At 40.3% G+C, this 24,700-nt stretch carries 22 protein-coding genes; 11 read left to right on the forward strand and 11 right to left on the reverse strand.

The genetic code is table 11. The features are described 5' to 3' along the window. Positions 1-171: 171 nt before the first annotated feature. Together B4Z90_RS18820 and B4Z90_RS18825 are read right to left on the reverse strand one after the other, a co-directional pair. Positions 172-501 (reverse strand): metal-sulfur cluster assembly factor, encoded by a 330-nt coding sequence (locus tag B4Z90_RS18820; RefSeq protein ID WP_046672802.1) that lies wholly within the window; start codon positions 499-501, stop codon positions 172-174. Further along, complete coding sequence (locus B4Z90_RS18825) at positions 498-1,667, reverse strand: glycosyltransferase family 4 protein (protein ID WP_286802973.1); 1,170 nt, start codon at positions 1,665-1,667, stop codon at positions 498-500. Before B4Z90_RS18825 ends, B4Z90_RS18820 begins: the two co-directional genes overlap by 4 nt. 111 nt (positions 1,668-1,778) lie before the next feature. Here B4Z90_RS18825 and B4Z90_RS18830 point away from each other — a divergent pair, with 111 nt between their 5' ends. The 3 genes from B4Z90_RS18830 to B4Z90_RS18840 all read left to right on the forward strand — a co-directional run bounded on the left by B4Z90_RS18830 (position 1,779) and on the right by B4Z90_RS18840 (position 4,318). After that, a complete protein-coding gene (locus B4Z90_RS18830; protein WP_112374896.1) occupies positions 1,779-2,747 on the forward strand; it encodes a polyprenyl synthetase family protein in 969 nt (322 codons plus the stop codon). Positions 2,748-2,831: 84 nt separating this feature from the next. After that, entirely contained in the window at positions 2,832-3,608 is a 777-nt protein-coding gene (locus B4Z90_RS18835; protein ID WP_046672799.1) for an amidohydrolase, read from the forward strand. A gap of 266 nt (positions 3,609-3,874) precedes the next feature. Then, the gene (locus B4Z90_RS18840; protein WP_046672798.1) at positions 3,875-4,318 is read left to right on the forward strand and encodes a MarR family winged helix-turn-helix transcriptional regulator; all 444 of its coding nucleotides are present in this window, start codon (positions 3,875-3,877) and stop codon (positions 4,316-4,318) included. 100 nt (positions 4,319-4,418) lie between these two features. Here B4Z90_RS18840 and B4Z90_RS18845 read toward each other — a convergent pair whose 3' ends face one another. From B4Z90_RS18845 to B4Z90_RS18860, 4 genes are all read right to left on the reverse strand, one after another. Continuing rightward, on the reverse strand, positions 4,419-5,975 hold the full coding sequence (locus B4Z90_RS18845) for an FMN-binding glutamate synthase family protein (protein WP_075994264.1): 1,557 nt from the start codon (positions 5,973-5,975) through the stop codon (positions 4,419-4,421). Positions 5,976-6,161: 186 nt separating this feature from the next. Beyond that, complete coding sequence (locus B4Z90_RS18850; RefSeq protein ID WP_286802976.1) at positions 6,162-6,923, reverse strand: Rossmann-like and DUF2520 domain-containing protein; 762 nt, start codon at positions 6,921-6,923, stop codon at positions 6,162-6,164. Continuing rightward, complete coding sequence (locus tag B4Z90_RS18855) at positions 6,923-9,382, reverse strand: heme lyase CcmF/NrfE family subunit (RefSeq protein ID WP_286752632.1); 2,460 nt, start codon at positions 9,380-9,382, stop codon at positions 6,923-6,925. The genes B4Z90_RS18850 and B4Z90_RS18855 overlap by 1 nt, the downstream gene beginning before the upstream one ends. Before the next feature lie 19 nt (positions 9,383-9,401). Further along, positions 9,402-9,809: a cytochrome c maturation protein CcmE gene (locus tag B4Z90_RS18860; RefSeq protein WP_046672794.1), complete on the reverse strand. Its 408-nt coding sequence runs from the start codon at positions 9,807-9,809 to the stop codon at positions 9,402-9,404. Between the two features lie 382 nt (positions 9,810-10,191). On the opposite strand from B4Z90_RS18860, the gene B4Z90_RS18865 reads away from it, so the two are divergent. After that, a complete protein-coding gene (locus B4Z90_RS18865; RefSeq protein ID WP_112374893.1) occupies positions 10,192-11,151 on the forward strand; it encodes a lipid A deacylase LpxR family protein in 960 nt (319 codons plus the stop codon). Between the two features lie 97 nt (positions 11,152-11,248). Here B4Z90_RS18865 and B4Z90_RS18870 read toward each other — a convergent pair whose 3' ends face one another. Continuing rightward, complete coding sequence (locus B4Z90_RS18870; protein WP_112374892.1) at positions 11,249-12,499, reverse strand: dicarboxylate/amino acid:cation symporter; 1,251 nt, start codon at positions 12,497-12,499, stop codon at positions 11,249-11,251. Positions 12,500-12,758: 259 nt separating this feature from the next. On the opposite strand from B4Z90_RS18870, the gene B4Z90_RS18875 reads away from it, so the two are divergent. Together B4Z90_RS18875 and mnmD are read left to right on the forward strand one after the other, a co-directional pair. Further along, complete coding sequence (locus tag B4Z90_RS18875) at positions 12,759-12,926, forward strand: hypothetical protein (protein WP_286802979.1); 168 nt, start codon at positions 12,759-12,761, stop codon at positions 12,924-12,926. Positions 12,927-13,072: 146 nt separating this feature from the next. After that, complete coding sequence (mnmD, locus tag B4Z90_RS18880; protein ID WP_070560722.1) at positions 13,073-13,738, forward strand: tRNA (5-methylaminomethyl-2-thiouridine)(34)-methyltransferase MnmD; 666 nt, start codon at positions 13,073-13,075, stop codon at positions 13,736-13,738. Positions 13,739-14,047: 309 nt separating this feature from the next. On the opposite strand, the gene B4Z90_RS18885 is transcribed toward mnmD, so the two are convergent. The 4 genes from B4Z90_RS18885 to B4Z90_RS18900 form a co-directional block, all read right to left on the reverse strand. Beyond that, complete coding sequence (locus B4Z90_RS18885) at positions 14,048-14,782, reverse strand: hypothetical protein (protein WP_070560720.1); 735 nt, start codon at positions 14,780-14,782, stop codon at positions 14,048-14,050. Between the two features lie 527 nt (positions 14,783-15,309). Further along, positions 15,310-15,999 carry an SMUG2 DNA glycosylase family protein gene (locus B4Z90_RS18890; protein WP_070560718.1) on the reverse strand — a complete coding sequence of 230 codons (690 nt, stop codon included), beginning with the start codon at positions 15,997-15,999 and terminating at the stop codon, positions 15,310-15,312. 102 nt (positions 16,000-16,101) lie between these two features. Continuing rightward, a complete protein-coding gene (locus tag B4Z90_RS18895; RefSeq protein WP_046672788.1) occupies positions 16,102-16,599 on the reverse strand; it encodes an FKBP-type peptidyl-prolyl cis-trans isomerase in 498 nt (165 codons plus the stop codon). Between the two features lie 36 nt (positions 16,600-16,635). After that, the gene (locus B4Z90_RS18900; protein WP_159333432.1) at positions 16,636-18,636 is read right to left on the reverse strand and encodes a thioredoxin domain-containing protein; all 2,001 of its coding nucleotides are present in this window, start codon (positions 18,634-18,636) and stop codon (positions 16,636-16,638) included. Positions 18,637-18,836: 200 nt separating this feature from the next. Here B4Z90_RS18900 and B4Z90_RS18905 point away from each other — a divergent pair, with 200 nt between their 5' ends. From B4Z90_RS18905 to B4Z90_RS18925, 5 genes are all read left to right on the forward strand, one after another. Continuing rightward, complete coding sequence (locus tag B4Z90_RS18905; protein WP_112374885.1) at positions 18,837-19,451, forward strand: RNA polymerase sigma factor; 615 nt, start codon at positions 18,837-18,839, stop codon at positions 19,449-19,451. A 2-nt stretch (positions 19,452-19,453) separates the two neighbouring features. Further along, a complete protein-coding gene (locus B4Z90_RS18910) occupies positions 19,454-20,464 on the forward strand; it encodes a FecR family protein (RefSeq protein WP_070561264.1) in 1,011 nt (336 codons plus the stop codon). Between the two features lie 18 nt (positions 20,465-20,482). Further along, the gene (locus tag B4Z90_RS18915; RefSeq protein WP_159333431.1) at positions 20,483-23,053 is read left to right on the forward strand and encodes a TonB-dependent receptor; all 2,571 of its coding nucleotides are present in this window, start codon (positions 20,483-20,485) and stop codon (positions 23,051-23,053) included. Positions 23,054-23,058: 5 nt separating this feature from the next. Then, positions 23,059-23,877, forward strand: a complete 819-nt coding sequence (locus B4Z90_RS18920) for a DUF4249 family protein (RefSeq protein WP_046672782.1) — start codon at positions 23,059-23,061, stop codon at positions 23,875-23,877. Positions 23,878-23,980: 103 nt separating this feature from the next. Then, positions 23,981-24,679, forward strand: a complete 699-nt coding sequence (locus B4Z90_RS18925; protein WP_159333430.1) for an AcvB/VirJ family lysyl-phosphatidylglycerol hydrolase — start codon at positions 23,981-23,983, stop codon at positions 24,677-24,679. Positions 24,680-24,700 lie beyond the last annotated feature (21 nt).

The following is a 24,700-nucleotide window of genomic DNA, read 5'->3' on the forward strand; positions in this document are numbered from 1 at the left end:
GAAAATTAAACTTCAAATTGCTATCTAAGTATACCTAAAAAAGGTCCAATTATCTCTAATGTGGACCTTTTTTAGGTATGTATCTTTTAAACCTGTCCTCCGCATTTAATGCTCATGTGAAATCACAGTTTGTATTTTTTGATAAAGTTTTTGAGTTTCTTTCGGATTTCGCTATAAAAACCCTAACTCTAGTTTTGCTTCTTCCGACATCATGTCTTTTGTCCATGGTGGATCAAATGTCAATTCGACCAATGCTTCTTTGACACCTGCTACAGCAGCAACTTTTTCTTGAACTTCATTCATGATTTCGCCTGCCACGGGGCAGCCAGGAGCAGTCAACGTCATTACAATCTTTGCAATACCCTCTTCCTTCGTAATGATTTCATATACAAGCCCCAAATCCACAATATTTGCGGGTTTCAGTTCAGGATCATAAATTGTTTCCAGTACAGCTTGGATCTGTGGCGCCAGACCCAGTTTATCTAATACAATGATACTCATTTATTCCGTTTTTTATCGTGAATAGCGTCCTGATAGATCGCTAATAACTTCGCTTCATTTATTTCAGGCGTAAAATTACTAAAATAGTAAGCAATACAGGTCTTTCTTATCTCATCTTTTTCATTTGTTGTTTTTGTGCTCCACTCCCTCAAACATTGGATGATATCGTTTTTGTTGTGGGGATCGAACGTTTGTCCTGTTTTGCCAGGGATAATCAGTTCGGGGAGTGGGCCTAAATTGGAGCAAAGCACAGCTGTTCCGACTGAATAAGCCTCAAGAATCGTAATCGGCATCCCTTCAAAACAAATCGATGGTACAAGTAAAGCCTGTGCTTTGGCTATCAAGGGAAGTATTTCTGATCTCTTTTTAAAACCGAGGTAGGAAATATTCGCCTGGTCTTTAATGCTTCTCAAAACGTCATTTTCGAGCGGACCGCCGCCGATAATTGCTAGTTGAAAATCTGTGCCGATGAAAGCATCGATCAGCTGTAATATCCCCTTTTCATCTGAAAGACGGCCGACATATACAAAGTGGGCCTGCGGCCCCTCTGGTGCTATTCTCGTAGGAAAGACAAAGTTCGGTTTTATCGCGAATTGAACAGGCGGAAGGTGTAACGTCGATTCAACGAATATGTTCTTTGCAAAGGAGCTTAAATTGATGTAGCGATTGACCTTTCTCCAAGTCCCAATTTTACGGTGAAACCAATAATTCAGTGCGAGAAGAAATGTTTTTACGATAGAATTGTTAAATGCTTTTTGTCGGACGGCTGTCCATGGAAACTCCTCTTGGATTGAATCCAGAAAGAGACGGTTATGGTGGTACAGTGTCGCCGAAGGGCATAGTAAACGAAAATTGTGCAGGGTCATGACCTGGGGGACGCCGAGTTTGGCAATGGTACGCACGATAATCGGGCCGGCTGCATAATGCTTGTTGTGAACGTGAACGATGTCTGGTTTAAACGCCCGAATTATTTTTTTGACACGTTGAGCAGCGCAAATATTCCAAAAAGATCCTATTGTCTGTAGTGCACCCTGCAACCCCTTTTTATTTTGAAAGGTTAGCGTTTGGACCTCATGTCCTTGCGCGAGGAGGGAAGATTCCTGCTGAAATACAGTGTCTTCACCACCAGGATCTTGATAAAATGTATGGATAATCAGTATGCGCATAATAAAAGACTTATACAAATGTACAATTTTGAGGTGACTTCCTTTAAAGGGACAAAATTGCCATTTCTATATGATTATTGCTATATTCGCAAGATTCGATCGTAAAGATATATGCAACATTTACAACAACTCGTGATAGAGGCGATAGAGACAAGTCAATTTCCTGAAACACCATCAAATTTATATGATCCGATACGGTATATATTGACTTTGGGCGGAAAGAGGGTTCGACCTGTGCTGACATTGATGGCCGCCGAATTATTCGGCATGCAAGAGATGGAGGAAATTATCCCTGCTGCCAAAGCAGTGGAGTTTTTTCATAACTTTTCACTGATCCACGATGATCTGATGGATAAGGCTCCTTTAAGAAGAGGTAAAACGACAGTTCACGAAAAGTGGGATGCTAATATTGCCATATTGTCTGGAGACGGCTTGTTGGTCAAAGCGTATGAGGAAATTTCAAAGTGTAATCCTATTTACTTGCCTGCAACTTTGAAAATTTTGAGTAAAGTGGCTATGGAGGTATGTGAAGGCCAGCAATTAGATATGGATTATGAGAGCCGGGATTCGCTGACAATGCCTGAGTATCTTGAGATGATCCGTCTTAAAACTTCGGTGTTATTGGGTGGAGCATTACAGTTGGGGGCTATTCTGTCGGGAGCAGATGAACAGCAACAGCAGCTGATCTACGATTTTGGAGAGAACGTAGGCTTAGCATTTCAATTACAGGACGATATCTTGGATGCATATGGAGATCCAGATACCTTTGGAAAGATTGTTGGTGGTGATATCATGATCAATAAAAAAACTTTTTTATTGGTGAAGTTGATGGCAGTAATTTCGGATGATGATAAGACGGTTTTACAAGCCCTATTAAATGCCACTATAGAGACTGCTCCATCAAAAGTAGCGGATATGCTTGCCTTATACGACAAGTATGCGATTAAAACTGCGGCCGACGAGTTGAAAGATAGCTATACGCAACGGGCATTTGAAAAAATGGAAGCATTGAATGTACCAAATGATCGCAAAGAAGCGTTATTAGTGTTAGCAAATAACCTTTTGGTAAGACAGCAATAAGTATAAATTCTATTAAAATTCGTATCTTGCCATTAAATGTTTTTTTTGTAAGAAAATAATTAAATAAATTTTTAGATTACGTTCATGGAGCCTTTAAAAATCACCGTATTTCAAGCATATTTATTCTGGGAAAATATTGAGAAGAATCTAAATAATCTAGCCTTGAGACTTTCCTCATTGCGTGAGAAAACGGATGTTATTATTCTCCCCGAAATGTTTAATACAGGCTTCACGAATAATGTCGAGAAATGTGCAGAACCTGCAAATGGACCTACGACAAGATGGCTATTTGAAATGGCAAGCTCACTTAACTGTGTTGTTGCCGGTTCTTTGATTATCGAAGAAGGTGGGAAATACTATAATCGCTTTGTATGGATGTTTCCAGACGGTAAATATGTAAAATATGATAAACGTCATCTTTTCGGATTATCCAAAGAAAGCGAGTACTTTGAGCCAGGAAATGAACGTATCCTGGTCGATATCAAAGGATGGAAAATCTGCCCGATGATCTGTTATGACCTGAGATTCCCAGTCTGGTCTAAAAATCAAAACGGAGCATATGATATTTTAGTGTATACCGCCAGCTGGCCAGACAAGCGCTCAGCACATTGGAGAGCTCTTATTCCGGCACGTGCAATAGAAAACCAAGCTTATGTTGTTGGGGTAAACCGTGTTGGGCACGACGGTAATGATATTTACTATTCTGGTGGCTCTATGTGTATATCCCCTCTTGGTGACGTGGTGTATTATAAACCGGAAGATGAGGACTTGTATACCTTTACCTTAAATCCGAACGATCTGTTGGAAGCACGTGAGAAATTTCCTTTCTTAAAAGATTCCGATTCTTTTACAATCGGATAACATCCTCTAAATTAGGTACAATTGCAAGCATTTATTTTGTTTGTATCCTTTTTATTTATTAAATTCAGTCTAGTATAAATCAAATTGTTATGATTTATCAACATCTACTTATGACATGTTGATAAAATTTTGTTTGAGACAGCTATATTAAAGCGTAATTTAGGCTAACTATTAGCCAAAATACGTTTAGCTTTTTCTCAAATTGATTGAAAGACGACGTTTTATTATTAAAATAAGTTGCGTAAACAACCATAACCATTATTCATATGTTAGACCAAGATTTAGTATCACAAGAGTATTTTTATAATTTCTTAACAGGGAAATACTCAATTGCAGTTATGCGGAGATTACAGCGTAATCTCAAGGAGGCCGGGTTAAACATTACTTCTGAACAATGGAGTATCATGTATAACCTGTGGGTAGAAGAGGGGCTTACCCAGCAGGAGCTTGCTGTTCGCACATTTCGAGATAAACCAAGTGTCACTCGATTAATTAATAATCTGGAACGGGTAAATCTGGTTATCCGCGTCAATGATAAAAACGACAGACGATCCAATCTGATCTATTTAACAAAAATCGGGCGGAAGATGAAGGATGAAGGAATGAAGCAGGCAAAAAATACAATTGAACAGGCCTTAGGGGGATTGGCCGACGATCAAATTACTTTATCAAATACGATTCTGCACCGCGTATTGTTTAATTTGAAATAAAGATAATTAGCGGGTTTTATCCTGTAAGGGAACTATCAAGGTATAAAAAAAGGTCCCCTATGAATACATGGGGGACCTTCTTTTTATGAATTGCTAGCAATTAATCTTCAAAAAGTTTGCTTTCGAAGTCTGTATGGCTGTTGACCAATTTACCTTCGGTTCCGAAATAGATTTCTTGAAAACTGAGTGTCCGGATGGCATCCACTTTACGATAGAATTTATCTGCCGATACATCCGAAAGTGTTTTGAAACCACAAGCTTCCATAATTTCGACTGTAGCACGTAATGTGTTGCGGTGGAACTGGGCGACGCGCACATATTTATCGTTTACGTCGAGTCCTTTGTATAAATGCGGCTGTTGTGTGGCAACCCCAACCGGACAGACGTCTTCATTACATTTAAGTGCCTGAATACAACCTAAAGCGAACATCATTCCGCGAGCACTATAACATGCATCTGCGCCTAAGGCAATGACTTTCAAGATATCGAAACCTGTTACGATACGGCTTGATACAATAACTTTAACATGTTTTTTTAAACCAAAAGCAATCAAGGTTTTCGTTACAAATGCCAATGCATCGTATAGTGGCATCCCTAGGTTATCTGTAAACTCAAGTGGAGCAGCTCCTGTACCACCTTCTGATCCATCTACGGAGATAAAATCCGGGAAGATTTGCGTGTTTTGCATGGCATGACAGATGTCGATAAACTCATGTTTATCGCCGATACAGATTTTGAAGCCAATAGGCTTTCCACCGGATAGCTCGCGCAGCTGTTGTATGAAGTGCATCATTTCAGTCGGTGAAGAGAAAGCACTATGTGCTGGTGGCGACATCACGTCTGTTCCGGGGATGACGTGACGAATAGCAGCGACCTCAGGTGTGTTTTTCGCTGCCGGAAGAATACCGCCATGACCAGGTTTAGCGCCTTGCGAGAGTTTCAATTCGACCATCTTCACGTTTTCACGGTTGGATTTTTCTCTGAAAAGTTCGGGATCAAATTTTCCCTCCTTATTGCGGCAGCCAAAATAACCTGTACCGACCTGCCAGATTAAATCACCTCCATTGTTGTGGTAATCGCTGATCCCCCCTTCGCCGGTATTGTGTGCAAAGTTTTGAAGTGCAGCACCTTTATTTAATGCCGTTATCGCTGTTTTACTCAAGGCACCATAACTCATAGCCGAGATGTTGAACACACTTAAGCTATAGGGTTTCTTACAGGCTGCATTTCCTACCGTGGTACGCAGATCGTGGTTTTCGATATGACAAGGGAAAACAGAGTGCGCAGCCCATTCATTCCCGACAGCCTGTGGATCAGTCTGCATACCAAATGCAACAGTTTCCCGTTGATTTTTTGCACGTTGGTATACGATCGAACGTTGTCTTCTGTTGAAAGGACGTCCATCCATGTCCGATTCCCAAAAATATTGTCTCAACTCAGGACGAATAGATTCGAAGATATAGCGGAAATATCCAACTAGTGGATAGTTGCGCAGAATGGCATGTTTGGTCTGGAAACTATGATATAACGCGATCAATAGCAATGGGAATGGGATAATAAGCAGCCAAAACCAGCTTGATGTAAATATAAATCCAAATGATACAATGATTAAATTAATCACAATCATTATTGAAAGAATGAGTTTTCTAACTTCCATAGAAAATACGATTGTTTAGTTTTAATTCGCTATTTTAATGTTTAGCCCAACTGACTATTTTATTACTCAATTAGCATTCCAAAATGCGCTTTTGGACGAAGCAAATGTACTAAAGTTCCTGAAGTAAATGGATATATTTACCCCCTGGAGGTAAGTTTTGATAAGTTTATAACCGTTTCTAATAAACTATTTTCTTTTAGTAATCTCCTGCGACAAAAGTTGATAGATTTGCTGTAAATCTGGTTTATTGCTAATAAATTGCAAATGTTTTTGCATTGTTGTGCTGTCCTGTCGGATCGCCGGACCTGTCTGAACTGTTATTGGAATATGATTTTGCACCTTTTCTGCCGTCTCCAGGATAATTGGTTTGATTAAATCAAAGGATAAGTTGTTTTCTTCCAGTAACTCAAAAGCCATCTGATAGAGGATATTGGAGAAATTATTGACCATGACCGAGGCCAGGTGAATGGCTAAGCGTTGCGGTGAGTTACAATAGATACTCTGCGGTGCAAATGTCTGTGCAAGCTGAAGTAGCGCGGCACTATTTTCATCTGTGTTACCCTCAATGCAAAGTGGAACTGTCGAGAAATCCACTGCTTTATTTTTGGATAACGATTGTGGTGGATAGATGACGCCCGTGTTTTTAAATCCAGCCAGGGCAGCAAGATCGGTTGCTCCTGAACAGTGGACAACAATGCCTGTTAAATCCTTCGGTAGCGCTTCTACTAGCGGTAAAATAGCTTGATCCGAAACAGCAATAAGGTAGAGATCGGCATGGAGGTCGAGTTCAGACAGTAGGTCAGTTGCTGTGCAATGAAGCGCAAAAGCCAATGCGTCTGCATTGGCTTTTGTTTTACTGTAGATCTGAACGATATGCTGTCCTGTTTTTTGAAACTGTTGTCCAAAATGCGTCGCGGCATTACCGCTTCCTAAGATCACAATGTTCATTATTTAAGTGCTTTTCGTTTCTCCTCTTTATTTCTTCTCACAATGGACATGATAAAACCGATGGTCATGACAATTGTTCCACACCAGAAAAAGTTGATGTATGGGAATTTAATGGCTTTAAATACCACCCATTTCTTTTCTGGAAGTGGCTTTTGATAAACCATGATTTCCAGTTTATCCTTGTCAGGTTTAATTCCCGTAAATCTGAATTTAAGTCCTTGCTCGGTAACATCCTTGTTGAAGTCGTAAACACCACCGTCTTTAATTAAGTAAATCGGTTGTACCTCATACTGTTTGTTGTCGGCCGAAAATACTTTTATTTTCAATCCAACCATGACATCACTGGGTCCCTTTGGAATTTTCTCTAGGTGGGCCTCTTTGTTTAAGCCTTCAATGACGTAATATCCATTGCGGTAGCGTAAGGTATCGCCAATATTTACCTGATATGTTGCCGGCTCCTCGTAGTCCTCGAAACCAGTTTTATCTTCAGCAGGAACTTTGGCGTGTGTTGCTTGACTTTCAGCTGCGGCCGCTGTAATCAGTGTATATACGTCATGTGTAACATAATGTTTGGTGGCTGGAGTACCAATCAACCCCCCCATTTTCGCGTTGTTTTGTGCAAAAGGTTGCAGCACAAAATGCTCCTTCACTTTGCCTGTTTCTTCGTCGATCCGCTCGTATTTGATTTTATAGAACGTATTTGGAGCAACAATGCTATCGCCGATATAGGTAATTTTGTATTCACCCATTTGTACAGGTTCACCCTCGGTCAGGAATAAGTTGTCGCCAGGCTTTTCTACTTTGTCGAATCCCGATACAGCGATGTAACCCGTGTTGTTGACAGAGATGACTTCGTTGGTTGCCGCGGCCACCATGGCACCGATAAGTAATAAACCAAAACCGATATGGGCTACCGAAGAACCAGCCAGTTTCCATTTACCTTTGACAGCGTCACCCAATACGCGGATATTTGCCAGAATACAGAAAATACTTGCGAAGGTGATCAAAATGTAGATCAAGTTGGTATACGTCTTCGTAAAATAGACTACAGCAGCCGTTAGGATTAAAGACACAACCAACGATGCTACAGTGGAAGCCAAAAACTTGCGGCTATCGGTACGTTTGTATTTTAAGAATTGCGTAAATCCGGTTAAGATCATCACGATGACGGCAAAACCCGATTGCCATTTGTTATAATGTTGGATCGGATCCAAAGGCGGAGCTACCTTGGTACCAAAGATCTTGTTGAACACTGGAATTGATGTTGAAGCAATGATCTGTGCACAGGCAACAGTCAATACCAAGGCGCCAATAAACATCCAGAATTCTCTTGAATAAATATCCTCATCCTTTTCAGTGATGGGCATCTCTTTCTTTTTGACGGTAAGAAAGACCACCATGATAACCAAAAAGACAACATTGAATAAGATCAATTGTCCGCTCATGCCCAGGTCGGTAAAGGAGTGTACCGAAGTCTCTCCGAGGACGCCACTACGTGTCAGGTAAGATGCGTAGATCACAAGCACAAAGCTGATCATCGCCAAAAAAGTAGCGGTGAAGTAGGAGTGGCCTGAATTCTTGTAAGCAATCATGACGTGAACAGCAGCAATCAAGGTAAACCAAGGAATAATAGATGCATTTTCTACCGGATCCCATGCCCAGAATCCACCGAAGTTAAGTGCTTCGTAAGCCCAGAATGAGCCCATGATAATACCTGCGCCTAAAATCATCACGGCAAATAAAGCCCAAGGAAGTGCTGCATTGATCCATTCTTTGTAACGTTTGGTCCAAAGAGCACCTGTTGCATAAGCAAAAGGAACAATCATCGACGCAAAGCCAAGAAATAGTGTCGGTGGGTGAATCACCATCCAGTAATTTTGAAGTAAAGGGTTCAAACCATTACCGTCGGTGATGAGTGAAAGATAATTTGCTTCTCTAAAGATTGGAATATCCATTGCTTCACGCAATAAGATAAAAGGAGAGCTACCGATCCGCAGACCGAAGATTTCCACACCAATAATCATGGATGCTAAAAATGCTTGACATAACATGACGAAAGTCATAACAGACGATTCCCAGCTTTTTGCTTTAAAGAGCAAAACAGCGCCTAATACCGTTTGCCAGAACATCCAAAGCCAAAAACTACCCTCCTGACCTTCCCAAAAACTGGAAATGATGTAGTAGGTAGGGAGTGTCTTGGACGAGTGCGCCCAGGCATAATTATATTCAAAAAGGTGATTGTATATAATATAAAATAAAGTTGCACCAATCGCTACGACGGAGGCTGCATTAACCCAGAAGGCAATACGTGCAATTTTTTTCCATGAATGCTCTTCAGGGTATTTTGTTGCAAAAAAGTAACTGATACAAGATAGAAGTGCAGCACCAAAAGAAAGTACAATGAAAAATTGTCCGATCTGCCCTGGCAGCAGGTGCTCACCAACGTAATTAACGTCCATTGAAAATTGATTTTACGAATTAATTATTGAAAGCAGTAGCATTGATCTCGGTGACGACCGATTTATCGTTATATTTCGACGGACATTTCATCAATATCTTACTTGCCCTAAACACATTCCCGTCCATTTTTCCTGTCAATACAATCTGCTCTGAACGTTCAATATCTTGAGGTTTGGCACCTCTAAAAATCACTTCACATTCTGTACCATCGTTGTCACGCATGAAAAACGAAAATTTGTTGGCGTCAGTTTTGGGATCATAGTGAAGTGCTTTGTCTTTATTCAATTGACCTACCACATATAGTTCGGTTTTCTTTTCTTTAGCTTCGGTAAATGTCGAATACGTACTTGAATCAGTATAGATAACAAGTATCATGGCAATTGCGACAGCAATGATAGCGATTAGAATAATTGAACTTTTTTTCATTTGTATTTACTTATTTATAAGTGTCCGACCTCATCGTATCAATGAGTTCGTTTCACTCGGTTTGTTTTTTTACCAGTTAATGGCTGTTCCGATTTGTCCGATATCTTTCTGTTTTTTTCGAAAGATTATTACCCAAACCTGACAACGTTATGCGCGCTAAAATCCCAAATTGTTTACATTTGAGACCTAATCGAATGCAAAATTACAAATAGATTCGCTAAGAAAGGAATAATGCAACTTTTCCATATTATTTATATCTATTCTAAATAGTTTGAATTAATTGGAAAAATAAGCTAGATTCGAATGCTTTTGAATAATTTCAAGTGAAATTTGCTGTTTTGGTTCTAATGATATCGCATGAATTTTACAATTTCCTGTTAATATGAGTGTTGCTTTGCGATTTTTAGGCCTCTTTTGGGCTGTTATAGTTCCCTGTTTTTTTGTTTTTGGACAGGTGAAATTCCGTAATCAGGAAATTGCTGTTCAAAATGACAATGACGTCTATCTCCTGACCGGTCAAGACCGCTATTATACAAACGGTATCAATATAAACTATAGGATTGCGTTGCCGGGGAAACTGGATAAACAGTCTTCAAATACGGTATTGGATTTTGAAATAGGCCAGCGTATTTATAACGGTATCAGTATTATTGACTATAGACGGCAGGAAAAAAAATACGATAGACCGTTTGCAGGTTACCTTTATTTTAGTGCTGGGGTAACGCGATTTTTACCGCAGGATCAGGTCATTGAGTTCAAGACCGAATTGGCGCAGATCGGTCCTAAATCCTACGGTGAAGAAGCCCAGAAGTTTATCCATCATCTATTTGGTATGTATGAGGCAACAGGTTGGGATACGCAGCTTGGAAATTCCTTCGGTATTGATTTAAGTGCAACCTATAAAAAAGGACTATATCGCAGTCAAAACCAGCAATTTGATGTGGGAATTATCGGTGAAGGGACTATTGGACTAAATAATACCAATCTGGGGATTGCGGCCCCGTTTCGGTTGGGGAAGCTGAAATCCTATCAGGCATCCACCCTTACACATGGGCATTTGACACAAGATAGAGCAGATAATGATAAAGAATGGTATTTTATCTATCAACCAAGCATGTCCCGTATTTTTTACAGCGCAACCGTAGAAGGAGGGAGAGGTCAAAATGATCCCATAGGCAAGCTATACACTATTCAGCCTTGGATGCTTAGTCACCGCATAGGTTTCAACTGGTCGAATCACAAGATCAATTACGGTATCAATTATATCTTCAATTCGAAAGAGCTCAAATCGGTGTTTCATCGGCATCAATATGGCGAGCTGTTTTTTGCCTACCGTTTTTGATCTGCCAGCCATAGATATGACCCATATTGATCCGCTGCGCATTGGTAGAGTCTCCGTTGATCCGCTATCCTTGAAATGCTTGCCGTTTGTAGCCTGTTTAGCCTGGATTTTCGGGAATAGGATCGGCCAGTTTTTGCCCGATCAATCTGCTGGTGAGCATAGCGGCTACGGTGTCTCCAGTAGCATTGAGCATTGTTGCGAGGGGATCGACCAAGGTTGCGATAATCATAATGGAAGGGATTACCTCGGTTGGCATCTGATAAACCGATATAATCAGCATTTCTCCGATATAGCCACCATTAGGAATGCCACCGGCCACAATACTGACCAATAAGGTAATTCCTACCGCCATAATCAGGTTCGACGGATCAAAAAAATCCTTTCCACTTAATAAAAGCGCAACATAAATTTTAAAGATACAGGCGATTGCAGAACCATGCTTGTGCAATGTCGTGCCTAGGGGAATGACGACACTAGCGACGCTGTCGGGGATTCCAATTTGTTTGGCCGCAAGTAAGTTAGCTGGCATGGTGGCAAGGCTGCTGCAGCTGCTCAATGCAGTTAAGGAAGGTAATATGTTGTTTTGCCAATAGCGTTTGACCCCCTTAAGCCCGAATGCTAAAAAAGCGAATAAACTGAAAACCGTGAAAAAATAGAAGATTCCGAAAAAGTAATATAGCCCGATAGGTTTGGCATAAAAACCGAAGAGCTGAGGGCCTAATGTTCCAACCTGATAGGCAAAATATGCTCCCAAACCAATGGGAGCGAGGTTCATGACCATCACGAGCAGATTTCCCATCACTACATTGCCTGCGTTTATAAATTTGCGGAAAGTCTCTGCAGATGTTCCAGACTTGCGTGTAGCAATGCCAACGAGGAATGAAAAGATGACAAAGGCCAGCATATTTTGTCGTGATAATAAACTTGAAAATTCGCTAACAGTTAAAAAGCGGACCATTTTTTCACCCCAAGAATCATGGGCAACCGTTTCCACGATCTGAGTTGCTTGTTCGATAGGAAGTGGAGCATCTACCGGGAAAATGTAAAGGAAGCAGATGCTTGATAGTCCGGCGACGACAATACCCAGTACAAATACGAACGACATCATGCCGATGATTCTTCCTAGTACACTGTCGCCATCGATATTAGCAACAGATGAGGATATGGCAAAAAATACCAAGGGTATGACGCTAACAAAGAGCAGGTTTAGGAAAATGTCGCCGATCGGTTTAAGATTGTTGACGATAGAAGGAAAAAAAATGCCGATCAAACTTCCAATACTGATCCCAAGGAGTAGAAGTAAGATACTGCCGTAGTTCTGCACAAAAGTTTTTGTAGCGTATTTCATAGGTGTATGATTAGTTATTTAGAAGGAGTTCATTCGCATGGAAGAACTGCTTATATTGTTTTTGTAATTTGGTCATATGGAGAATATCCAATGCTGTTGTATTGCTTGCGCTTGTTAGGTTTGGATATTCCATTAGGTTTTGTGAATGTTTCTTATTTAGATTGCTAAAATACTGTTTTTCTCGAATAGGTCTATTAAAACAAGCTGAATTTATGCGTGTTTGTTCATTTTTGTTTTTTCTTACTGAAAAAATCCGCTTTTGTCGACTGGACTTTTTTTATTGAAAGCATTTTTTTATAGCGGTACCCATGCCTACTATACGCTCGGTATTGATATGCTTTTTCATTTGGAAGTCGATGTATTGGTCAATTGGTTGACATCACCTTTAGTCTACGCTGATCGATGGTCGGGCTTGCTAAAACCGTGAGGATTTTGATACGGGCATTGGCTTTTTTATCTTTGGACAGTAGCAATGATATGCATCATGGGCAGGGAGTAGGCCATTCGTTTTGGCGTCGTTTCTTTGTTTGGACTCCATGTGTAAAAATTAGAACTTAACGTATTTGTATAAAAATGGAATTTGTAACGACAGGAGATGGTTCGAAAACTTTGTTTAATGCTGAAATAGGAGAATGTTATCATTCGAAACACGGTGCGGTACAGGAAAGTAGGCATGTTTTTATAAAAACGGGGCTTGACCACTATGTACAAACGACAGGAGCCGCCGACGTTGGTATCTTGGAGGTTGGCTTTGGTACCGGTTTGAATTTTCTACAAACAGCCGACTTTCTTAGGGATAAATCTTTTCAGGTGGAATACGTCGGAATTGAAGGATTTCCCCTGCCTTTGTCTACTATTGCTGCAACGGGCTATGATGCGACGGTACACCCAACTGTTTGGACAAGTTATTTGAATGCATACGAGCTGGCTTTGACGGGAAACGTGCAGATTAACGAACAATTAAAACTTCATATTGATCATACCTTGTTGATGAATTTTCAATCGGACCGCTTATTTGACGTCGTTTATTTTGATGCCTTTGCTGCTGTGCATCAGCCTGAGATGTGGAATGATGCTGCCTTGGGGCATATTGCACAGTTTCTTAAACCGGGTGGTGTTTTTGTGACTTATGCGATTACCGGGAACCTCAAACGCAGTATGAAAGCATTGGGATTTTCGATAGAAAAGGCTCCCGGAGCACCAGGGAAGCGAGAAATGCTTCGTGCCACAAAGTTGTAGCGGATGATTCTTTTATAATAGCATCGGAAAGAGTTAATCATACGGATCAACATACATGACGAAAGAAATAACTACATGACGATGCCACAGATTCATTGCTAAGCAGAGTGATACAAAGCTTACACAGGTTAAAAAGCTTACATTTAGGGAATTGGAAGAGTACGAATCTAAGGGAAATTTTGTTACCTAGTGGTAAGAAAAGGCCTGTTGCGAAAAAAAACGATCTATTTTCGTCCATGAGTAATGCTGTTAAATCCAATCGATTTTATTAGGCATTGTGATAACATCAGCTTTTGAGAGTTGCACATCTTAATTAATAAACGCACCGACTATTGCAGCTGGATGAAAGCTTTTGTTATTTAATAACAGATGTTTATGGCGATGAAATCCATAATATTCGATGTTCATACCAACAAGTACGGTTTTTGCATCTTTATAGTTTACATCAAATGATAGCTGTTCTAATTCAACCATTTTGGGTCCCGTATGCAGGTTGATGGGGATCTGGGGGCTATGGATATGAATATATTGTTGCTGCTCAAAGTTGAGCATGACAATAAAGAGGTTAAAGATGAGCAGGTCGCAATTTTTTGGCTGCCGTATGTCCTTTTGTTTATCAAATTTTGGAAACTGGATTGTAAGTTGCTTATTGTCCAATAATTGGATCTGTGGATCGAAATGCATAAAGTCCTGCATATGGCATTTTTCATTGAATTGAAAATTGACCAAACGGTTTATCTTATTGCTGCGTATAGATTTTTCTTTGGATATATGTCCGCTAGGGCCGTTCACTCGCTGCAACTGAGTTACTAAGCGATTGTGCATATTGCTATCATAAAAACCCATGTGTACTTCTGCCATCGTCCGTCGTATGTAAGCGCCAATCGCACTGCTCACTCCAAAGCTTACGGAGGCGGCTTTTGTCCCTTTGGTTTGTTTTGGTTTCCGTCCTACTTTCGTCTGGACAATTGTTTTTTCATTCGATTGTCGAAAGACCACGTTCCCAACTAAGCCTTTCAGAGTTCCATTTTCTATCGTTGCCATATTGTAAATATATGTATTTAAATAACTGAAAAACAAATAGTTGTTTGTTTTTAATAGATTTAAAATTGGGCTTTGCCTCTGATTTTAATTATGGCAATCGTTGTCAAAGGCCAATTATTAAACTCATAATGAAAACGTATTTCATTCGCTACGGAATGATATGTTTGATTTGGAATTCATTCCAATCTTCTTTGGAAAACATTCGTCATAGCGTCGGATTGCTAGCATACTGCAAGCACCATGAGTCCGTGGTGAGTCCGAGTGAAACCCGGAAATGAGGAGGTAACAGTATGGTCGGGGCATGCATCTATCTGCTTCCTGGTACGAATAAGGGCGGAAATTGCTTCGAAGTGACTCAAACGGATGGTCAAATCGGTTGGTTAACTCGGACTTCGTTCTGTTAATATATGCATATATATCTTTTAATTTTCAAAATGTATATTATAATATTCAATTTGTTTGGAATATAGATACAAATTATTTTATGCTTTTCTAAATTTTTGTTTAGAGTTTACATGTGCGATAACCTATTCTGTGCTCAGCACGCTGATGTAATTATCGATGTAGTGCAGTTTGTCTTTGGATTTATATTGTTGTATATAGCGTGGGTGGTCTAGGACGGTCATTTTTCCAAACAACTTTTCTTCTTTGTTGATCTTAGCGAGAAAGGTTGCATTTTTCTTTCCGAGCACAAAGACCTCCTCCGTCGCTAAGCCCATAGCGATGTGTTGTTTCAATGAATCAAGCATAAAAGGGCTGACCATGTCGAAAAGTGTTTTATCATCATAGTAGTTTGCATTGATCCAATTGTTGGGTTTCGTTTCTCGGACAATCGCCAGGGGAAAGGGTGAATTGATATAAAATTGTTTATAGAAAATATCGGGGCCACCATAGGCTTCAATCATATCGTACATAAACACTGAAGATATTTCATGCGTATGCGCAGAAAGCATCTCTATGCCACATGCACTGGCTAATCTTTTGGTATCCGTAAAAGGAACTCCCGTTACTCCTGCACCGTGTCTGCTTGGATTGATACCGATAATGAATTTTCTTGTTAGATTATCATTATAATATTTATGGTAGAACTGTTCCATCACGACCAATGTTTCGGGGTTGTCAAGGTAGGGGTTAATTACATTGAATGCTGGGGGAAGACTTCCCTGATAATGAAGATGTTTATTGAATAAAACTACTTTTTCCGCAAATGTTAGCATCGTTCGTGTGTTTAAAAACAAGATACGGTTTTTAAATAAGCAAAAAACAAAGCCGGGTGTCATCTGACATCCGGCTTTGTTTTTTAGTATCTTGAGTCAGGATTAGTGACCTTGCGTACCGTCTACACCATGCGAGTGTCCGTGAGACAACTCTTCTTCAGTAGCAGGACGTACAGTTAAGATTTCAATATCGAAATTTAATGTTTTACCAGCCATTGGGTGGTTTAAGTCAGCAACAACTACTTCTGGAGTAACCTCAGCTACGACAGCGCGGAATTGGTTTCCTTGATTGTCTTGTAAAGGCAATACTTCTCCTACTGGAGGTAAACCTGTTTCTTTGAACATATCTACTGGCAATTGTGCGAATGCTCTGTCGTCTTTTTGACCGTAAGCATCATCCGGTGCCAATTCAAATGAAATCTTATCACCAACGTTTAAGTCTGCGATGTTTTCTTCAAATTTAGGTAACATCATACCTACACCATATAAGAAATCTAAAGGTTGTTCTGCAGTTGTTTCTTCAACGAAAACTTTTTCACCGTTTTCTACTGTGTGAAGTCTGTACGTCAATGCTACGACGTCGTTTGCTTTTATAGCCATCTGATTTTGATTTTTGGAAGCCGAGGCTACCGTTTATTAAATATAATTTATTAACGCTTGTATTGAATCCTGTGGTAGACTGCAGGTCTTGTTTTTACAAAGATATGCTTTTGTCTCCTTTCCGACTCTATGTTCTAGCAATGGAAGATTTTCTTCCGTACCGCCAAGAACAATTTTGTTAGGAATATAATATTTGCCGAGTTCATTTTTGAAAGCCATCGCTTTATCCCCCGTCAATGCAATTTCATTGATTCCATATATTTCTTCTAGCAATAATATTGCCCAATTTGAATAGGCCGAACCATAAGTCTTGATTTGCGGGAATACATTCGCTAGCAATTGGTCTGTAATGGCGATGTAATTTTCATTGTCAAAAAGTAAACCTAATCGTTTCAATTGGCGAACCATTGTCGAGGAAGAGGACGGGATTACGTTATCCAAAATTTCGCTTTTCCGTGCGATAAGTTCCTCCGCCGCTGTCGACGTATAGTAGAATGTTTTTTGTGATCCATCGTAAAACAATGCAATGGCCTCATCGGCAAGCTGTCTTGCTTTTGTGAGCCAATTGAGGTCAAATGTCGCTTCATATAAGGCTATAAAGGCTTCAATAGTGAATGCATAGTCATCCAGGAAGCCTGCGATCGCTCTGTTGTTATCTTTTGGTTGGTGCAATAACTGGAGGTCGTCTTGAATAAGGTGTGTACAGATAAACTGGGCATTGTTTAAAGCGAGTTCGAGAAAATGGCTGTTCCCAAGACTGTGATAAGCATCTATTAGTCCTTTTAGAAATAAAGCATTCCAGGTGGTCAGCTGCTTATGGTCGAGTCCCGGACGGATCCGTTGTTCACGATAGTTGTATAATTTTTTCTTTGAAATTTTTAGAAAATCTGCCCATTCGTCAGCTGACATATTGACCTTTGTTGCTAACTGGTCTGCATTAATGGCGCAAATAGGAATGTTGGTTTTCTGCTCCTCCCAGTTGCCGACTTCGGTTATGTTAAAATATTGCCCGAGTAGGGGGGCATCATCGCCCAATACCTCGTCAAATTCAGCTTTGGAGAAGGAATAGTATTTCCCTTCAATGCCCTCGCTATCGGCATCTAAAGCGCTATAGAAACCATGGTTTGGAGCAAGCATTTCACGCTCGGCCCAAGTAATCGTTTCTTCGATAATCCGTTTATAGAATGGATCCCGACTTTGTTGATAAGCTTCGGCATACAGGGACAGTAGCTGGCCATTGTCATAAAGCATTTTTTCGAAGTGGGGAATATGCCAATAATGGTCCACCGAATAGCGGGCAAAGCCACCTCCGATCTGGTCATATATACCACCAGATGCTATCTTTTTTAATGTAAAATGGACATGATCTAAGATCTCCCGATCGTCGGCAAGTACGCCATATTTTAGGAAGAATAACCAATTGTTTGGTAGCGGAAATTTGGGCGCTCTTTGATAACCACCTTCTTTTTTATCGAACATCTCGGTCCAAGGGGCAACAATTTCATTTAAATTTTCAATCGTGTATTGATCGGGGATGGGATGGATGGGGAGTTTCTCGGCCCGTTGAATGCCATTGTTTAGCTTTTCGGCATAGTCAAACGCGACTTCGGGTTTCTCCGCCCACATTTGTGCAATTTGCAATAAGATATTCTGCCAGTCGTGCGGTTTGAAATAGGTACCACCGTAAATAGGTCTCCCATCGGGCAGGCAGATACAATTCAATGGCCAGCCCCCGGCATTGGTCATCAGTTGCACCGCAAGCATATACACTTGATCAATATCGGGGCGTTCTTCGCGGTCAATTTTGATCGATACGAAAAACGTATTCATGGTTTGGGCGATGGCTGAGTTTTCAAAACTTTCACGCTCCATCACATGGCACCAATGGCAAGCCGAGTAGCCAATGCTTACGATGATCAGTTTATTTTCGTCTTTTGCTTTTTTTAAAGCTTCCGGCCCCCAGGGCATCCAATCTACTGGATTGTGTGCGTGCTGTTTAAGGTAGGGTGAATTTTCAAATTGCAATTGATTCGCCATAGGACGAAGGTAGTGAAAAAGTAATAACTAAGGAGTCCGACTCAAAGATAATATACGGAGACTACGGTGTAGCGTTTTTTTTAATTTCTACGTCGTGTTTAAAGTAAGCTCATTAGCTTGAAAATTAATTAGATGTTATAAAATGTCCGATGAATTTGATTATTTTTACATGCATTTATTATTAGCTTTACCGAAGTCCTATGTCAAATGACGTTGACCTGCTTAAGAAGATAGTCCAAAAAGATCGCGATGCTTTTGAAGCTATTTATAAGAGCCATTTCCGTAAATTGTATAGCTTATCTTTTCGGTACGTGCGTGAGGAGGCCATCGCTGAAGAGCTCACCAACGACGTATTTATGATGTTATGGGAAAATGCAGGCAAGTTGGCTATTAGTCAATCACTGGGAGCTTACCTATCTCGTAGCGTTATCAACCTTTCGCTTACCTACCTCAAAAAGAATCAACGTTTATTGGAACGGAATAACGATTATAGCAAGGAATTGGATCTGACCGATGATGAAGATGAAACTGATCGTGCCGCACTTTACGAATCCAAGTTGTTGATGATCGAAAGTATACTGGAAGGACTGCCGCCGCAGTGTCGAAAAATCGTTCTTATGAGTAAGTACGATAAGATGAAACAACAGGAAATCGCAGATCAATTGGGAATCTCCATAAAAACGGTTAAAAATCATCTGACCATTGCCTACGATAAAATTCGGGTCGCTTTGGCCAAGCAAAAAACTTTTCTGTTGCTTCTCATTGGCTTTTTATTTTTTTCATTAGGACTTTTTGTCCAGTTTATTATCTTATAGTTATGGAAGAAAACAATACTTCAAGATTTATTCCTTATGACTTGATTCAGAAAGAGCTGGATGGGACTATTTCCGAAAGGGAAGGAGTGTTGCTTGGGCGTTGGATTTCGGAGGATGTGGAGAACCACGAGCTATACCAGGAAGTTAGAAGTATAGCTGACGACCTTATAGTACTGGAACGCTATAAAAAAGTAGATACTGGTAGCCAATGGGAAAAATTTAAAAATCAGTTGGATAAAACAGGGGATCATCAAAAACCGGAGATCGCGACAGCGGTACGAACAATCTGGAAACCCTGGATGAAATTTGTGGCTGCAGCCGTATTGTTCGTGGTCGGTTTTGCCGCTTACCTGAACTTTGACCGTTGGATGGGCAATGAAATCCGATTATATGGATCAGTAGCTCAGCAGCCTACCCTACTTCCCGATGGTTCGATCATCACACTACAGGCCGGAGCTGAAGCGATGTTCAACAAAAGGACATTTCCACAGCAAAGAACTGTCGAGCTCAAAAAGGGAAAAGCGCTATTCGATGTCAAACATCAAACAGGAAGCTCCTTTGTGGTTGATCTTGAACATAATTATGTACGTGATATCGGCACTACCTTTGAAGTCAACCTACTAAAAGATGATGTCGAAGTACTTGTTAAGGAGGGGATAGTGGCTTTAAGCAGTGGAAAAGGAGACCATGCGGAAGAGCTTGTTTTACAGAAAAATCAAAAGGGCCTTTATAAAAGACAAACAGCGTCTTTATCTAAAATTGATCTGTCGGTAGACAATGATACTGACGTAGCGCAAAAGCTGAGCTACTCAAATGTTCGGTTGGATAGTATCTGCTCAGATTTGGAAAAGCACTTTCGGGCGAATATAACTGTCGTTGGAGATAGTTTAAAAGCACGGAAGCTCAGCATGTATTTTGATGGGCAGACGCTCAATGAGATCGTTCAGATTCTTTCCAAAACCTTAAACGTGAAATGGAAAACTGGTAAAAAGGGATATAGTATCTACGAATAGACTCTTCGCGTTGCTGATATGAAAGATAGGATCCTGTATCGTCTGCTCTTTTTCTGCTGGTTAGTTATGGTTGTATGTTCGAAAGCCATGGGACAGAGCTCCCCTGCTGAATTACGGATCTCAATTGACACGCACAACAAACAGATCATTCAGATACTTACCGAAATTCATAAAACATACGATATATCCATGTCCTATGATGAGCAGATTTTTAACAAGGACATCATCTATAGTCGTTCGTTCGACAAGTCCAGTTTGGAAGAAGTCCTTAATTATTTGCTGAAAGATTCCAATGTTGGATTTACAATTATCAATAGAGCGCTGATCTTCTATGAGGAAGATAAAACTTTTACCATAAAAGGACGTGTGGTGGACAGTCTGAGCGGTGAAAACCTGATTGGTGCCACTTTGTTGATCGCGGAGAAAAACAAAAGTAGTTTAAGTAATAAATATGGGTTTTACTCACTGACATTACCACGGGGCGAATACAGTTGTTATGTAAGTTATCTGGGCTATAAAACAAGGGCAGTCTCTTTAAATGCTGCGTTAGAAAATAATTACCTGGTCATTAAGCTTGCTCCGGTAGATTTCAACTTGAGTGAGGTGGTGGTTAATGTTGATTCTTCTTTGACAGCGCAGCACATGGGAAGTTTTACAGATAAGATCAATTGGACCCAAACACGAAGAAATGCATTTTATAAAGGCGAGGCTGATATCATGAAGGTATTACAGATGCAAAATGGGATTAACGGATTAACAGAAGGTGGCAGTAATCTTTTTGTAAGGGGAAGCGGTAAAGACCAGAATCTTATTTTGCTTGATGAAGCCGTTGTTTATAATCCATCGCATCTATTCGGTTTAACCTCGGTGTTTAATTCGGATATCTTGAAGAATACACAGCTTTATAAGGATGCTATCCCTGCAAATTTAGGGGGACGTCTTTCTTCCATTATGGATATGAGTACCAGAGACGGCGATGCCAATGCTTTTCATGTTTTTGGTGGATCAAGTTTATTGATTGCCCGGGTTGGTGCTGAGGGGCCATTTATACAAAAAGGAAAAGGTGCTTTCATTGCCACTGCACGGGGAAGTATATTAAATGCTTTTAATACAGATTATCGGCTGTTTAATGTCAAAGGTAAGTACAGTGACTATAACGTGAAGTTCAACTATACTTTTGACGAGAAAAATCGGGTTTACCTTTCGGGTTACTACGGGCAAGATAAAGTTATTTCACCGAATAAGAATACCAATCGTTGGGGTAATTGGACTTCTACTTTGCGGTGGAACCATGTGCATAGTGACCGACTATTTATGAACCTTTCGGCTATATTCAGTGATTATCATAATAAATTGGATGTGAGCAAACCTGAATCGAGTGACAATCAGATCTGGTTGACACGGATACGCGACTTTAGTTTGAAATCCGATTTTACGTATTTTATGGGATTGGATCGCACCTTGGATTTTGGTCTCCAGGGAACCTTACATCGTTTTAATCCCGGGGAGATATCGCCGGTAAATTCAAATACGGAGGATAATATCTTTAGGGCCCAGGCCTATGATTATACGGGTTATGTTTCTTTTAACTGGAAGATTGATTCCGCCTTCCGGATTGTTGCGGGAATGCGGGCGAATGCCTTTTTTAATGCCTCCTTTGGACGCTATTATTTATTGGATGGCAGCTCGTATAGGCCCCTGTCGAACGATGCCGACAAGAAAAAGTCGTATTATGGTTTAGAGCCACGCCTGTCTTTGCAATATAAAATGGGCAATGATTACGCTTTCAGACTGGCTTATAATCGGAGCTATCAGTATTTGCAGTTATTACAGAACGATGAACTTGCTTTTTCCTCGTTGGAAGCATGGGTACCGGCGGGATTAAATATTAAACCACAATATGTTGACGCGATTTCTTTTCGTATCAACAGATTATTTTATCGTGGAAATATCGGACTGGAAGGGTATTGGAAGAGAATGGGCAATCAGGTCGAATTGATCGATCATGCGCAGCTTATACTCAACCCATTTATCGAAACACAATTGCGCCAAGGAAAGGGGCGTGCCTATGGACTAGAATTATCCGTCAATCAGCGTATCGGTGAGTTTTCGGGCAGTATTTTCTATAGCTGGTCCAGATCTTTTCGGAAGATCAACGGCATCAATAAAGGAAAAGAGTATGCCGCCAATTTCGATATTCCACATGTGCTTAAGAGCAACTTGTCCTACGATTTGGGGAGGTCGGTGCATCTCAGTGCTTTTTATACGATTCATACAGGGAGACCTTTAACCTATCCAATAGGATTTATGGAATATGAGGGGATATATGTTCCAGTGTATTCAAGCCGTAATTCCCATCGCATGCCTACGTTTAGTCGTTTTGATCTAAATTGCTCGGTAGATTTGGAAACGATAAGGCAGCGAGAGCGAGGGAGAAGACACACCTTGAATTTTGGATTATATAATATATTTGATCAGCGCAATCCACTTTATTATAGTTTCTCCGAAGATAGCAATGGGAATTTGGCAATTCAGAAAACATCCTTTTCCGGGCGGGTTCCCTCAATTAGTTACACCATGAGATTTTGATTGATATGAGATTCTTATTGATTATAGTTGCTTGTTTTTTAGTGGTTTCCTGTCAGAAGTCAGCTGTAGACGAGGGGCAATCGTACGATATGATTGTTGAAGGCGGGATTAATACAATGTACAAAGAGCAGTATATCCAATTAAAGAAATTGGATGGGCTAAAGTCTAATTCAGGGACTATTGGGATTAGCGGAGCCACCGTCCGGGTAACCAATGGTCCCAATACGATTGAATTCAATGATTTGGGTGAAGGGCTTTACTATGGGGAGCTGTTCAACCTCAAGGACACCGTAGGAAATGTATTTCAGCTTACGATTACTTTGAATGGGAAATCATATGAAGCACAGGATCAATTGATACCCGTGATACCGATTGAAAATGCCTTTCTGCCGGTAGAAAAAAATAACTTGAATGGCAAATGGGGGGTAAAAGTCAGTAAACATCTGTTCGGGATGCGAACTTCTAATAAATGGCTTATTATGCCGCAAAAGGATTTTTCCGAAGACGATATCTCTTCTTTTCGATCTCCTTTTAGTTATAGTTATCGTTTGGGCGCGCCCAACGTACTGAACAACTTACTTGGGAAGACCTACAACTATGAAGTATCGTTGAAGGATAGTTTAATCGTCTCTAAGTTTTCTGAATCGCCACGTTACTCCCGTTTTATTTATAATCTATTTCAGGAGACGGAATGGAAAGGTTTATTGTCTGCAGTACCTGCTAATGTCGAAGGTAATATTTCGAATAATGCCCTTGGTTTTTTTTATGTGATGGACGGTGTGCGTAAATCTATTCCAATAAAGGACATTAGAACCGGTAAATAGTGTCAGAGGAAAGGATTTCACGGCGTATTTATTAATGAATCATCCCAGGTGGTCACAGGCATTGTTATTATTCAAAGCAAATATTTACACATATTATATACACATGAACACTGCACATTATAAAACAGATAGATTATTGCTATTGCTATTTTTTTGGCTAAGTCTTGCCCTAAAACCAGTACACGCAGAAGTACTACCAAGTTACGTTATTCCACTTAAAGATGCCAATAACAAACAAAAAACAATGCTTGTATTTATTACGGGTGATGGCGGTTATAATGATTTTAGTAAAAGCCTGTTAGCTTACTTTTCGCTCGATGGATATCCTCGTTTGGTCATCGATGCAAAAAAATATTTCTGGAAAAAGAAAACACCACAAGAAGCGGGCAGGGAATTCGAACGATATATTGACCATTTCAGAAAAGAATGGGACTGTGACCAGATTTATTTGATAGGACATTCATTTTCTGCCGGAGTGTTGCCCTTTGTCCTGAATAATTTTTCGGATCCATTGAAAAAAGCTATCCGGCATGTTACCTATTTATCACCCGATCAGTATGCGAGCTTTGAGGTGACCGTATCGACAATGCTCAACTGGAAACAGAAAGCCAATGGCTATGAGGTACTTGCTGAAGTGTTGAAGCTAAAGCAAATCCCTTCGACTTATGTTTTTTGTAAAGAGGGCGAAGAAGATCTCGTGAAAATGTTTCGTAATGCGGGATTAAAGGTCGATGTATTGGCTGGACCGCATAATTATAATCGTGATTTTAAGACGATTTATAATACTGTGCGATTAAGATAGCAATCGCACTAGGACTTTTTT

The organism is Sphingobacterium sp. UBA5639 (assembly GCF_002421245.1).
Taxonomy (GTDB): Bacteria; Bacteroidota; Bacteroidia; order Sphingobacteriales; family Sphingobacteriaceae; genus Sphingobacterium; species Sphingobacterium multivorum.

What these genes read in the sequence shown, in the direction of transcription:
- B4Z90_RS18820 (WP_046672802.1), bottom strand. Translation starts at nt 501, where the DNA reads ATGAGTATCATTGTATTAGATAAACTGGGTCTGGCGCCACAGATCCAA.
- B4Z90_RS18825 (WP_286802973.1), bottom strand. Translation starts at nt 1,667, where the DNA reads ATGCGCATACTGATTATCCATACATTTTATCAAGATCCTGGTGGTGAA.
- B4Z90_RS18830 (WP_112374896.1), top strand. Translation starts at nt 1,779, where the DNA reads ATGCAACATTTACAACAACTCGTGATAGAGGCGATAGAGACAAGTCAA.
- B4Z90_RS18835 (WP_046672799.1), top strand. Translation starts at nt 2,832, where the DNA reads ATGGAGCCTTTAAAAATCACCGTATTTCAAGCATATTTATTCTGGGAA.
- B4Z90_RS18840 (WP_046672798.1), top strand. Translation starts at nt 3,875, where the DNA reads ATGTTAGACCAAGATTTAGTATCACAAGAGTATTTTTATAATTTCTTA.
- B4Z90_RS18845 (WP_075994264.1), bottom strand. Translation starts at nt 5,975, where the DNA reads ATGGAAGTTAGAAAACTCATTCTTTCAATAATGATTGTGATTAATTTA.
- B4Z90_RS18850 (WP_286802976.1), bottom strand. Translation starts at nt 6,923, where the DNA reads ATGAACATTGTGATCTTAGGAAGCGGTAATGCCGCGACGCATTTTGGA.
- B4Z90_RS18855 (WP_286752632.1), bottom strand. Translation starts at nt 9,382, where the DNA reads ATGGACGTTAATTACGTTGGTGAGCACCTGCTGCCAGGGCAGATCGGA.
- B4Z90_RS18860 (WP_046672794.1), bottom strand. Translation starts at nt 9,809, where the DNA reads ATGAAAAAAAGTTCAATTATTCTAATCGCTATCATTGCTGTCGCAATT.
- B4Z90_RS18865 (WP_112374893.1), top strand. Translation starts at nt 10,192, where the DNA reads ATGAGTGTTGCTTTGCGATTTTTAGGCCTCTTTTGGGCTGTTATAGTT.
- B4Z90_RS18870 (WP_112374892.1), bottom strand. Translation starts at nt 12,499, where the DNA reads ATGAAATACGCTACAAAAACTTTTGTGCAGAACTACGGCAGTATCTTA.
- mnmD (WP_070560722.1), top strand. Translation starts at nt 13,073, where the DNA reads ATGGAATTTGTAACGACAGGAGATGGTTCGAAAACTTTGTTTAATGCT.
- B4Z90_RS18885 (WP_070560720.1), bottom strand. Translation starts at nt 14,782, where the DNA reads ATGGCAACGATAGAAAATGGAACTCTGAAAGGCTTAGTTGGGAACGTG.
- B4Z90_RS18890 (WP_070560718.1), bottom strand. Translation starts at nt 15,999, where the DNA reads ATGCTAACATTTGCGGAAAAAGTAGTTTTATTCAATAAACATCTTCAT.
- B4Z90_RS18895 (WP_046672788.1), bottom strand. Translation starts at nt 16,599, where the DNA reads ATGGCTATAAAAGCAAACGACGTCGTAGCATTGACGTACAGACTTCAC.
- B4Z90_RS18900 (WP_159333432.1), bottom strand. Translation starts at nt 18,636, where the DNA reads ATGGCGAATCAATTGCAATTTGAAAATTCACCCTACCTTAAACAGCAC.
- B4Z90_RS18905 (WP_112374885.1), top strand. Translation starts at nt 18,837, where the DNA reads ATGTCAAATGACGTTGACCTGCTTAAGAAGATAGTCCAAAAAGATCGC.
- B4Z90_RS18910 (WP_070561264.1), top strand. Translation starts at nt 19,454, where the DNA reads ATGGAAGAAAACAATACTTCAAGATTTATTCCTTATGACTTGATTCAG.
- B4Z90_RS18915 (WP_159333431.1), top strand. Translation starts at nt 20,483, where the DNA reads ATGAAAGATAGGATCCTGTATCGTCTGCTCTTTTTCTGCTGGTTAGTT.
- B4Z90_RS18920 (WP_046672782.1), top strand. Translation starts at nt 23,059, where the DNA reads ATGAGATTCTTATTGATTATAGTTGCTTGTTTTTTAGTGGTTTCCTGT.
- B4Z90_RS18925 (WP_159333430.1), top strand. Translation starts at nt 23,981, where the DNA reads ATGAACACTGCACATTATAAAACAGATAGATTATTGCTATTGCTATTT.